Source organism: Rheinheimera sp., assembly GCF_030690345.1.
Classification (GTDB): Bacteria; Pseudomonadota; Gammaproteobacteria; order Enterobacterales; family Alteromonadaceae; genus Alishewanella.
In genome coordinates, this window is record NZ_JAUYGV010000006.1 from 874050 (window position 1) to 886114 (window position 12065).

Annotated in this window: 6 protein-coding genes; 3 read left to right on the forward strand and 3 right to left on the reverse strand. The window is 51.2% G+C overall.

The features are described 5' to 3' along the window. Nucleotides 1-111 precede the first annotated feature (111 nt). Together malQ and Q8O77_RS08585 are read right to left on the reverse strand one after the other, a co-directional pair. Nucleotides 112-2250 carry a 4-alpha-glucanotransferase gene (malQ, locus tag Q8O77_RS08580; protein WP_305552442.1) on the reverse strand — a complete coding sequence of 713 codons (2139 nt, stop codon included), beginning with the start codon at nt 2248-2250 and terminating at the stop codon, nt 112-114. Further along, on the reverse strand, nt 2237-2686 hold the full coding sequence (locus Q8O77_RS08585) for an AraC family transcriptional regulator (RefSeq protein ID WP_305552443.1): 450 nt from the start codon (nt 2684-2686) through the stop codon (nt 2237-2239). The genes malQ and Q8O77_RS08585 overlap by 14 nt, the downstream gene beginning before the upstream one ends. A gap of 409 nt (nt 2687-3095) precedes the next feature. Here Q8O77_RS08585 and Q8O77_RS08590 point away from each other — a divergent pair, with 409 nt between their 5' ends. Together Q8O77_RS08590 and Q8O77_RS08595 are read left to right on the forward strand one after the other, a co-directional pair. Then, nucleotides 3096-5960: a TonB-dependent receptor gene (locus tag Q8O77_RS08590; protein WP_305552444.1), complete on the forward strand. Its 2865-nt coding sequence runs from the start codon at nt 3096-3098 to the stop codon at nt 5958-5960. 102 nt (nt 5961-6062) lie between these two features. Next, entirely contained in the window at nt 6063-7547 is a 1485-nt protein-coding gene (locus Q8O77_RS08595; protein WP_305552445.1) for a tryptophan halogenase family protein, read from the forward strand. 10 nt (nt 7548-7557) lie between these two features. On the opposite strand, the gene Q8O77_RS08600 is transcribed toward Q8O77_RS08595, so the two are convergent. Further along, nucleotides 7558-8877, reverse strand: coding sequence for a hypothetical protein (locus Q8O77_RS08600; protein ID WP_305552446.1), 1320 nt, complete (start codon nt 8875-8877; stop codon nt 7558-7560). Nucleotides 8878-9161: 284 nt separating this feature from the next. On the opposite strand from Q8O77_RS08600, the gene Q8O77_RS08605 reads away from it, so the two are divergent. Continuing rightward, nucleotides 9162-12050, forward strand: a complete 2889-nt coding sequence (locus tag Q8O77_RS08605; protein ID WP_305552447.1) for a TonB-dependent receptor — start codon at nt 9162-9164, stop codon at nt 12048-12050. Nucleotides 12051-12065 lie beyond the last annotated feature (15 nt).

A 12065-nucleotide genomic window follows, 5' to 3' on the forward strand; every position in this document is an offset into this window, starting at 1 on the left:
AAAATCACTAACAGGTATAACAGGGGCTTAATGAATCTGAAGTTAACGAAATATTAAAATGTATAAAACAAAAAACCGCCCCGGGGCGGTTTTTTTACTTTGCAGACTGCATTATTGCCGTGCGTTTCTGATGGCGGCGATGAGTTCAAGCACATCACTGTTGGTTAAAACTTCATCAATGTTATGTGTCAGCTTTCGTCTCCAGTTCGGGTACTCGGTGCTGGTGCCGGGAATATTCACCGGGGTGGCCATCAGCAACAAATCTTCCAACTGGAATGCCAGTAGCTTAGCCGGCTGCCGTGCGGTAAATAAGTGGCTGGCGCGCACTAACTGTGCGTAGTCGCCGTCGCTCAGGTGCAAGCGCTCTGCCATCAGCTGCTTTTCATCGGCGCGCAGGTGATACAGGCTGTCAGCAACCTGTGGGTTGGGGAATAAATCCAACTTATGCCGCAGGGCTAAGTCGTGCTCTTGCCAGTAACCCACCAGGGTGGGCATATCGTGAGTACTGACTGTCGCCAGCGCCAGTTCCGGGTAGGTTTGCGCTGCATGATCGTAACTGCCGGCTTTTTGCTCCAGCATAAATACGCGGTACGACAACACCTGGTATTGCGCCATTAAATGGCTGATCTCTACCGGCACCGTGCCTAAGTCTTCACCGATAACCACACAGCTGTTGCGCTGGCTTTCCAGTGCCAGAATGGCAAATAAATCAGCCGCCGGAAAACGGATATAAGCGCCAGCCGTGGCATCAGCTCCGATAGGGCAACACCATAGTCGCAGCAGCGCCATCACATGGTCCAGCCGCAGAGCGCCGGCATAGCGCATATTGGCCTGGATCAACTCAATAAAAGGCCGGTAGGCTTTTTGCCGTAATGTTTGCGGGTTATAGGCTAACAAGCCCCAGTTTTGGCCTTTGGGCGCCATAATATCGGCCGGAGCACCTACGCTTAGATCCAGCAGATAATCTTCCGGCGCGCCCCAGCTCTCTGCACTGCTGCGGCTGGTACCCACGGCAACATCGCAGTATAAACCAATGGCCATGCCGTGTTGCTGGCACAGGCGTTTTACATCGGCTAATTGCAACTGCGCCTGCCATTGCAGGTATAACTGCAGCTGTATTGCATCGGCATGTTCGCAGGAAAATTCGGCTACGGCTGCGCCGTTGGGGTCGCGCAGTTCAGGTGGGAAGTTCTGCCAGGCGGCCATGCTCCAGTCTTGCGCAAATAACTGACCCTGCAGTACCTGGTGCAGCGCCAACTGGCGCAAACTGGTACCGGCTTGCTGCACAAAGCGATTAAACTCGGCTGCCCGGGGGGTGTTTTTTGCCAGCTGTTGCTGTTTAAATTGGGCAAACAGTAAGGATGCAATCTCCTTTTTAACAGCGGCAACGCCAATATAGTCTACATCTGTGGTGGCGCGCAGCTGCTGTAAGCGTTGCTGAAAACTTTCACTGTTAACCTGTTGCTGCGCCGCGGCGCACTGTTGATACTCTTCAGTATGTTCCAGCGCGACATATTCGGTATTCAGCCATAAGCGACTGTTCGGGCTGTAGGGGCTGCAATCCTGCGGCAGCTCCGGGTAGAGCGCATGCAAAGGGTTTAAGCCTATAAAATCAACACCTTGCTTAGCAAGGGGCGCAACCATTTGTTGCAGATCGATAAAGTCACCGATGCCCCAGTTACGTGCTGACTTTACTGCATACAGCTGAATGGCCGGACCAAAGGTTTTATGCAAAACAGCTTTGTCGTGCAGTTGAAAACAACGCTGCGGCGTAATGATCAGCTGCTGCTGATAGTGCGCTGTGCCACTACTCAGGGTTAGCTGATGATAGCCCAACGGCAGGCTCAGTTCTAAGGTCAGTTCTGCTGCTAATACCTCGCCTTTAGCTGTGCTGTGGCGCTCGCTGATATCTTTCGCCGCTATGGTCAGGTTACCGCTGAATTGTTGCTGCTCTTCGGTAACAATGTGCCACTGCCAGTCACTTTCAGCCTCAGCTTGCAGCTGCTGCAAGCGCAGCCGCAGCGGCTCGCCCTGCCGGCACACATTAACCGGTGCGATAACGTCCAGCCAGGGTTGCTCTGTCAGCTCAGCAATGTGTTGCTGTATGCTGTGCTCAGAGGATAAGTCGAAACCCATGGCCGACAATATGGCTTGCTGCTTGTCCAGGCTGATATGTTCAGTATGGCCCTGAGCATGCACGTAGCTGTCTTGCAGACCCGCCAGCGCGGCGAGTTGCTTAATTAATTCCATAATTCACCTGTAACAGCGCTTTGTGCGCGGGAAAATGATGTGTTCTGGTTGCCGGTGGCAACTTGCGTTGGCGAAATGCGCCGGGAGAACAGCCTTGCCAGCACTTAAACGCTTTTTGAAAACTACTTTGTTCTTCAAAACCCAATTGATAAGCAATTTGCTGCAAGCTCAGGCTGTCGTCGTGTAAGTACTGCTGTGCCAGCTGGTGTCTGCATTCGGTTACCAGACAGCGGAAACTGCAGCCGCTCTGTTGCAGTAGGCGTTGCAATGTTCTGCTGCTCATGTGCAACAACCGGGCCGCGTCAGATAACCGAGGTGCTTGAGGCAGCCTGCTGCAGATATAGCTGCGCAACGTGGTTGCGACCTGCAGCCCCGTGTGGTTGTTGAGTTGGCTTCGCTTAACAGCGGCGTCTGGCCTGGTGCTTATATTTGTCATAGTGTGCTCCGGCACGGCAGCAAAGCAAGATCCATACGTTTGCTACCGGCTGCCATATACTGGTGCAAGCATAAATCAGCCTTGTGCAATTATTAAACCTGTTGCATACGTATGCATTGAAAATATCGCTAAAACTGCCCCTGTCTCTTCTCTCCACTCTGCTATAACTAAGCGGTATAGCTAAGAAAATAAGGCGCTTCAGATGAAAGCGCATTTTTGCACTGCGTTAGTGCATTAAATTGAAACAATGCGCTGCTTTTGTGCGATTTAGCAATTATGAATACGTATTCATGTTGAGCTGTTGACCTAATAAGTTTAATAAATAGCCTTAGACAAAAGTCTGGTTGTACTGATACGGCTGCGCTTACAGCCAACAGACAACACAAACAACACACCGGGGATGAAGGACATGACAAAATTTAAACTCAGTATGCTGACACTGGCGCTGGCTGCAGCCGGTTCCGGTTCCGTGGCGTATGCGCAAACAGCAGAGCAGGCCAAGGCTGATGAACAAATTGAAGTGATTTCGGTAACAGGTTATCGCGGCAGTCTGCAAAAAGCGCAGGCGATTAAAATGAGTGAAAACTCTATCGTAGAAGTGCTGTCGGCCGAAGACATCGGTAAGCTGCCGGACACCAGCGTGGCAGAATCACTGGCGCGTTTACCGGGCTTAGCCGGCGAGCGTCGTAACGGCCGCACCAGCGGTTTATCGGTACGTGGTTTTAATGAAAACTATGTCGGCACTTCATTAAATGGCCGCGAACTGCTGGGCATGGGTGATAACCGCGGCGTGGAATACGATCTGTACCCGTCTGAAATTGTGTCTACCGCTTTAGTTTACAAAACTCCGGATGCCAGCCTGATGGCACAAGGCATTGGTGGTACTGTTGATTTGCAAACGGTAAAGCCGCTGTCAGCGGAGCGCACCATTGCCTTCAACGGCAGCTATGAGAAAAATGATCAGGACTCCGGCAATCCGGATTTTGATAACACCGGCCACCGTTTGTCATTTAACTACATTGATAAATTCCTTGATGACCGGCTGGGTGTTGCCCTGGTTGTGGCATCGCTGGAAACACCGCGTCAGGAACAGCAGTTCCGTGGTTGGGGTTATGCCGGGGTAAATTTAGGCCTGAATGATGAAGGCCAGTTGCAAAACCCACGTCGCGCGACTGATGAGGTCGACGTACCGGAAGGCACCGTTGTATTAGGTGGCCACGATTCCTTTACCCGTTCCGCGATGCTGGAGCGCGATTCAGTTGCTCTGGTACTGGAATATGTGGTTAATGACCGGTTGACTGCTACCTTCGATGCGCTGTATATCGATTTTAATGAGCAGGACGCCCGCCGTGGTCTGGAAGAGGGCGGTGCTGAGTGGGGTACCGGCGCTTATACTATTACCGGCGTAGAAAATGGCCTGGTTACCTCCGGCTATTACGACGGTTTTTATTCTGTAGTGCGCAACGATGTGCGCGAGCAGGATTCTGAGCTGAAAACCTTTGGCCTGAACCTGGAGTACCAGATTAACGATAACTGGACAGGGCAGTTGGATATTTCCAGCGGCAAAGTAACCAAGTCTATTACTGATATTGAAAGCTATTCCGGGGTTGGCCGTGCAACCTCTGAGGGCCGCCCTATAACTGCCCGCTCCTGGGTTATGACACCTGATGGCGCTTTTTACTCTGATCACCCGACTATCGCACCGGTAGATTTAACCGACCCAAGCCTGATTCGTTTAGCCGGACCACAAGCCTGGGGTGGCTCATTGGCACCTATTGACGCTTTTCAGGATGTAAACGGTTTTGGCCCAACGACTGCGCAGGATGGTTTTGTTAATAACCCGGATTTTGAAGAAACGCTGGACTCAGTGCGCCTGCAAACCAATGGTTATGTGGAATGGGGTATCTTTAATGAACTGGAGTTGGGCGTAGTATATAAAGAGCGCTCTAAAACCAAGATTAATAATGGCGCTTTCTTAACAGCAAACGACTGGCCTGACGCAGGCCCTATCCCCAATGTGCTGGGGGTGGCAGATTTAAGCTTTATCGGTATTAACGGTGTATTGGCCTATGACGCCCTTGGTCTGTACCGAAGTGGCTTTTACACTGAGACCAATGCGGCGTTGCTGGAAAACGGCCGCTACGGTGATACTTACAATATTGAAGAAAAGCTGACTACCTTGTACGGTATGCTGGATATCAGTACTGAGATTGGCAATATTGCCGTAAGTGGTAATGTCGGCGTGCAAATTGTGCGTGCCGATCAGCAAGGCCAGGGCTTTAGCGCTACGACTAACTCGCGTGGCTTTACCGAGGCTGTGCCTGTATCTGCCGGCACAGATTATACCGATGTATTGCCCAGCCTGAACCTGAGCTTTGAAGTTGCCGATCGGCAGTACGTACGTACCGGTTTATCTAAAGTGATGAGCCGGCCGCGGATGGACGATATGCGACCAAACTCGCAGGTAACCTTTGCCTTTAATGACACCAATATAATCTCAACTGATCCACTAAATAGTGCTTGGGGCGGTAATGGCGGTAATACTGAACTGAAACCTTTGGAAGCAGATCAGTTTGACTTGTCATATGAAAACTACTTCCATGATAATGGCTTCTTTGCGGCGAGCTTCTTTTTTAAAGATCTGAAAAACTGGCATCGCAATGACACCTTAATCGTAGATTTTTCAGATAATTATATTCCCGGATTCCATCAAACCAGCCCTGATCCGATTACTGGTGAAGTGAGAGAGCCTGGTACCTTTTTGGGTCGTTTAGATGTGCGTCAGGATGGGCTAACCGGCTTTGTGCGTGGTTACGAATTCCAGGCCAGTGTGCCGTTCGATATTATCCATGAAGCCTTAGATGGCTTTGGTATTGTTGCCAGTGCCACCTTTATGGATGGCAAACTGGATGACGGTGGCCGGGTGCCTGGTTTGTCTGAGGAGATTTATACTCTGACAGCTTACTATGAGTACAAGGGCTTTGAATTCCGTATCTCCGGCACTAAACGCGATGAGTTCCAGACTGAAGAGCGTGGTATCAGTTTGAGTTTGGTGCCGGTGAGCCGTCAGGGTACAGAGCTGTGGGATGCGCAAATTGGTTATGACTTCAGCGAGTCGGGCATCGACGCACTGGATGGTTTACGTGTTACATTGCAGGCACAAAACCTGACAGACGAGAAAGACATCAGCAACAGTGGTGATGATACCCGTCAGGTTGTAACCTATCAGAGCTTTGGCCGTAACTATATGCTAGGGTTGAACTATAAGTTCTAAGCTTGGCAGCCTTAGCGGTAAAGTGATTTACCGCTAAATATGTTATCGACAGCCCAACCAAGCTTTGCCTGGTTGGGCTGTTTTGTTCTGAAAGGTGCAACTATGCAGACTGTGCGTAAAGTCGTCATTTTAGGTGGTGGTACCTCAGGTTGGATTGCTGCCGCTTTGCTGAAAAAAGTGCTGGGTAACGTCGTCGATATCCAATTGGTTGAATCTGAGGACATCGGTACAGTGGGTGTTGGCGAAGCGACCATTCCGCCAATCCGTTTATTAAATAACGTGCTGGGTATTAACGAGGCGGAGTTTTTACGCGAAACCAAAGCCACGATTAAACTGGCGATTAAATTCGAAAACTGGCGGGTGCAGGGTGAAAGCTATTTTCATACCTTTGGCGCACCGGGTAAAAGCCTGGCATTCTGCCATTTCCATCATCTTTGGCGCCGGGCGCAGCAGTTGGGCGATACCACTTCGCTGTGGCAATACGACTTAAACTATCTGTGTGCTGAGGCCGGTAAATTTGCCGGCATTAACAGTAAAGATCCGGTACTGGAGTTACCCTACGCTTATCATTTTGATGCCGGGTTGTACGCGCGTTTTTTGCGCAAGTTTAGCGAGCAAATGGGCGTAGTTCGCCATGAAGGTAAAGTTGGCAGCGTAACCCAGCATGGCAATGGTGATATTCAACATCTGGTGTTAGAAGATGGCCGGGTACTGGCAGGTGATTTATTTATCGATTGTTCCGGTTTTCGCGGCCTGCTTATTCAGCAGAAATTGAATACCGGCTATGAAGACTGGAGCCATTGGTTACCCTGTGACAGAGCTGTGGCTGTGCCATCAGAGCGTTTTGAGCACACGCTACCTTATACCCGCTCAATTGCTCATAGCAGTGGCTGGCAGTGGCGTATACCGCTGCAGCACCGCAATGGTAACGGCATGGTATACAGCAGTGCGCATTATACTGAGCAGCAGGCAGCGGATATTTTGTTGGCAAACCTGGACAGTAAAGCCCTGGCGGAGCCTAAATTTATTCAGTTTAAAACCGGCCGGCGGCGCAAGCAGTGGCACCGCAACGTGGTATCAGTAGGTTTGTCGAGTGGCTTTTTGGAACCGCTGGAGTCAACCAGTATTCACCTGATCCAATCGGCCGTGGTGCGCTTACTGCAATTGTTTCCGCACCAGGGGGTTACCGCAGAGCTGGTAAATGAATACAACCGCCAGTCGCAGATCGAGTTTGAGCAGGTGCGCGACTTTATCATTCTGCATTATCATGTGAACGAGCGAACCGACAGTACGTTTTGGCGTGATGTACGGCAGATGGATATTCCGGCGACGCTGGCACGGAAAATTGAACTGTTTGCACAAAATGGCAGCTTATTCCGTGAGCAGAATGATTTGTTTCTGGAAAGCTCCTGGCTGCAGGTTATGTTAGGGCAGGGCATAGTACCAAAAGACTACCACCCGCTGGCGAACAGTTTCTCTGAAACTCAGTTAAAGCAGATGTTGCAAAGCATGCTGGCGATAAAACGCGATCCGTTGGCAAAATTACCGTCGCATGACGAGTTTTTGCGGAAAGTATGCGGTCAATAAAAACCTTTCGCTAATTTTGCCGCTGCGGCGCGTTGTTCCACAGGTTCTGGTGTTCACTCTGGCTGAAAAATTGCTCCGGATGCCAGCAACGCGGAATAAAGCGCCGTAGCTGGCCGGGCTCAAAATCGGCGCTCAGGCTGGCCAGAATATCCTGTAGCCGCTGCTGCGGCATAATGGCCAACCGGTCGCGTGCCGGCCGGAAATACAGGTTATGCGCTACGCTGATGCAACTGTTATGGCCACCACGACGGTACTGCAGATTACGGCTGACAATGCGGCACAGCGGCTCTTCTGCTTTGGCCGGATATAACTGATTAACTACAGCTAACTCGTACTTTTCCGCCAGGCTTAAATCGTTTTGCGCCGGAATAAATACCACACCGAAGCCTTGCGGAAATACTCCGGTAATCTTTAGTAAATGCCCGACAAATTGCGCATTTAACTCACCGCGTTTTACCGCGTCTTTCAGTACTAACGTGGCTTTAGGCAGTGCTTCGTAGGCAAAGCGCTGCCGGCCCGGCAATACAATAGAGCTGTATACCTGTGGCACTTTTAACAAGCTGCCCAGCGCACTGGCCGGGTCGTCAGTTGCCGCCAGCAAGCGTTCGGTAAAATCGAGCCGCTGTTGCTGTTGCGCCATATCCTGCTGTTGTTCCAGCTTGTTGTTGCTACGAAAACGCACAACGGCTAAGGCTTGGGCAAAAAAGTGCTGCCGTGCTTTAGCGCTAAGCTGCAGCAATTGCTGACGCTCATCCGCTTGCAACGGCCGGTGCGGATTAAGGTTGCCATTGCTGCCGGCCAATACCGCCAGAGCTTTGGGATGCAGCATACCCACATCCAGCAACAGCACTGCTATAACCATCGGCAATTGCACGTTTAAGCGGTACGGACAATCCGGGTCTTTTGTATCGCGCCGGGCATAGTGTTGTTGTATCCAGGGATCATTAAGCAGCTGTTGTTGCAGCATATGCTGCAATAAACGCAGCGATAACGTAGCGCGGTACAGGGCTTTGTAGCCAAACTGTACCTCGCGCCAGCGCCGCGGTGAGTCGGGTACGGTGAGCTGCAAGGTGCCGAGTAATCTGGCGGAGCGGTTCAGCGTTTCGGCTTCTGTTTGCCCTTCCGTTAGCAGCAGAATTTTTTCGGCCACAAAGGCCAGCTCGGCCATGGCTGCCGGCGGGGTAACGCTGCTGTGCGTGGCGCGGAAAAAGTCTGCCGCGATACTCACCAGCGACAACGCCGAAGCGGGCGTACTCAGGCTGTTAAGTACGCGTTTCAATTCGCGCATAAATACGCTGTCGGCGGTGCTGATACTGGCCTGGTTACGCAATGCTGATCCTTTAGTCCAAATGCGGCGCCTGGTCTGAAGTACGGCGCTGTAGAGGTTTACAATAGCGCAATGCGTTAACCGGATAAAGTACGGCTGTGGCTTTGCACCGCTAAAGTGCGCATTTTCCCGCTTTGCGCTGCTTTGGCGCAGCTGAATACGTATTCATATTGCGCCCTGCCCCAATTAGGTTAATAAATAAACTGCTTAAAAAGCAGGCTGCACCTCTCATGCTGCTGCATGGAACGCGCAACCACAACAATAAAAACATACGGGGATACAGGAGCATGAATAAGTTTAAGCTTAGTCTGCTCACGCTTGCTATGGCAGGGGTGGGTAGTCTGGCATGGTCTGCTGTTGCACAAACAGCACAGCAGACGCCACAACCAGCAAATCAACAAACCTCAACCGACAGCACAGTAGCTGCAGCGGCTTTGGATAGTGTGGAAGTGATTCAGGTGCGCGGCTTTGCCAGCAGCCTGTTCCGCTCACTGGATGCCAAGCGCTTTGGTGATACGGTATCAGAAACCATTTCGGCAGATGATTTGGGCGCGCTGCCTGATGTATCGATGGCCGATGCTTTAACGCGCTTGCCGGGTATTTCGGCGGTGCGTACCGGTGGTCAGGCGGCAGAGATTAATATCCGCGGTATGTCCGGTGGTTTTGTCTTTTCAACTTTAAACGGCCGTGAACAGGTGTCTACCAGCGGCAAACGCAATATTGAGTTTGACCAATATCCGTCTGAATTAATTAACTCTGCCGCCGTGTATAAATCGCCGAAGGCGTCGCTGATAGAAGGCGGTGTTGCCGGTACGGTAGAGCTGCAAACCGCCAGCCCGCTGCGCAACGAAAAACAGCATACCTTTACCGTTAATGCCCGCGGCATGTACAACGACCGCGCTGACGAAGTGCCGGATGGCGTCGATTTTGGCCATCGCTTCAGCTTGTCGTATCAGGGCAAGTTTTTAAATGACACTCTTGGTTTTGCTGCCGGTTATGCCCGCTTGTATCAGCCCAGCGTGGCGACACAATTTGTTGGCCTGGCCTATAACGGCGAGAAAGACATCAATGATGATGGTGTGAACGAATATATCAGCGAGGGTTTTGAGCTGCAGCACAAAGGCGGTGAAGAAACCCGTGACGGCTATATGGCTGCGCTGGAGTGGACGCCCCATGATGCTTTTACCTTAAAAGCCGATGCGTTCTTATCTAAATTTGATAAAGAAGCCTTTGCCCGTGGCTTACGGGTAAAATTTGGCGGCCCGACCGCTGCATTAGGTAACGCGGAGCTTAACGGTAGCTCGGTGATTGGCGGCACCTTTAACCGCACTACCACCAGCTTTACCCGGGTAGAAATTGTTAATGATGACAACCGCGATTACGACGAGGTACGCAGCTTTGGCATTAATGCCGATTGGGATGTCAGCGACAGTGTAAACCTGAGTTTTGACGTATCGCATTCCGGCGCCAAAAGTAACTTCCGTAACGGCCTGCTATGGGCGCTGGTAGCGGAAGATGCCACTGCAGAAACGCCGGTGCTGGATACCAATGTGTCCATCTCTTATCAGCTGAATAACCTGAACCTGCCGGGCGTAGGCTTTAACCAGGCTGCAGCATTTTCTGATATCGATAAGGTGATGGTGAGCAAATACGGTATTTACCCTTATGTTAACGAAGATGAAGTAAACGCTGTGCGCTTAGATGCGACCTGGATGTTGGATTTGCCCGTGGTTGCTTCACTGGAGGCTGGCGTACGTTACTCAGAGCGCAGCTACAAAAATGACCGCTCTATCTTTGAATATGGCAGTGATGGCGCTTTTCTTAATTCACAGCCGCCGCTGCGCCTGACGGCAGATATGACAGAAGTAGTGAATTTTCAGGGTGATTTTGCTGCCTACCCGGCCTATTTGTCGGTTGATCTGAATAAAGCGTTAGCGGCATGGTTTCCTGAAGGTATACCGCAGCCGGTACAAACCTGGGGCACCGGTAACCCGGATCTGGTGGAAGAGCAACTGGCGCAGAGCGGACCGAATACCAGTTGGTCAGTGCTGGAAAGCGGCGAAGTGTATGAAGATGTGCTGGCCGGCTATGTGATGGCGAACCTGGATACGGACGTTTTTGGTATTCCGCTAAGCGGTAATATCGGCGTACGTGTGGTGCAAACCGACCAAAGTGCTACTAACCTTGCCGATGTCAACGGCGACCCGCTGCGCGGTGCGCAAAATATTACCGATGATGCCGGCCTGGTTAATACCCGCTATGCGCCCGGCGTGCTGGGTGAGAAATACACCGATTTGCTGCCGCAGCTGAACCTGAACTTCGGCATTACCGACAACTCGCAAATCCGTTTTGCCGCGGCAAAAGTGATGTCGCGGCCACCGATTAACCGGTTGGCGTCTAATACCTCTATTAGCATCAGTGACGACGGTGAAATCAGCGGTAACAGTTCCAACAGCCCGTTCTTACGGCCGTTTGAAGCGACGCAGTACGATTTATCCTATGAGTACTATCTGCCGTCCGGCGCTATTGCTTTTGCGTTGTTTTACAAAGACATTAAGTCTTTTGTAAATGATTTTACCATTCAGCAATTTGACTTTGCCGGCGCCGGCTATGATGTACCGCTTGAAGTAATAGACGAAGACGGTATTCCGCGAGCCACCTTTAACGGTGCTTTTTCTACCGCGGTAAATAACGGTGAGGGCGGCTATATCCGCGGTGCCGAACTGGCTTTTACCAAGGTGTTTGATACCTTGCCTGAAATGTGGTCCGGCTTGGGTGTGCAGGGTAGTTATTCCTATACCGAAAGTGAAGTCAGCCTGATTAATGACTTAGGCGGCGCAGCCACTGAGACCAGCTTTGAAGGCCTGTCGCAAGATGTGTTTACCGGCACGGTATTCTGGAATTATCGCGGCTTTGATGCCCGCGTCAGTGCGCGCTACCGCTCGCCGTTTGTCTCGTCCCAGGTAGGTATTGACGAGCAAATAACCAACTTTGACAGTGAAACCGTAATCGACATGCAAACCTCGTATGACGTTAACGACCATTTCAAGCTGTTGTTTCAGGTAAACAACCTGACAGATGAACCCACTAAGAGCTATTTCGGTGACAAGGCGCAAACCGGCACGATCCAATTTTTTGGCCGCCAGTTCTACCTTGGCGCGGTGTACACCTTTTAACCGGATTTTGGAGCA

Excerpts from the sequence above, each read along its gene's own strand:
- malQ (WP_305552442.1), bottom strand. The coding sequence starts at position 2,250 with ATGGAATTAATTAAGCAACTCGCCGCGCTGGCGGGTCTGCAAGACAGC.
- Q8O77_RS08585 (WP_305552443.1), bottom strand. The coding sequence starts at position 2,686 with ATGACAAATATAAGCACCAGGCCAGACGCCGCTGTTAAGCGAAGCCAA.
- Q8O77_RS08590 (WP_305552444.1), top strand. The coding sequence starts at position 3,096 with ATGACAAAATTTAAACTCAGTATGCTGACACTGGCGCTGGCTGCAGCC.
- Q8O77_RS08595 (WP_305552445.1), top strand. The coding sequence starts at position 6,063 with ATGCAGACTGTGCGTAAAGTCGTCATTTTAGGTGGTGGTACCTCAGGT.
- Q8O77_RS08605 (WP_305552447.1), top strand. The coding sequence starts at position 9,162 with ATGAATAAGTTTAAGCTTAGTCTGCTCACGCTTGCTATGGCAGGGGTG.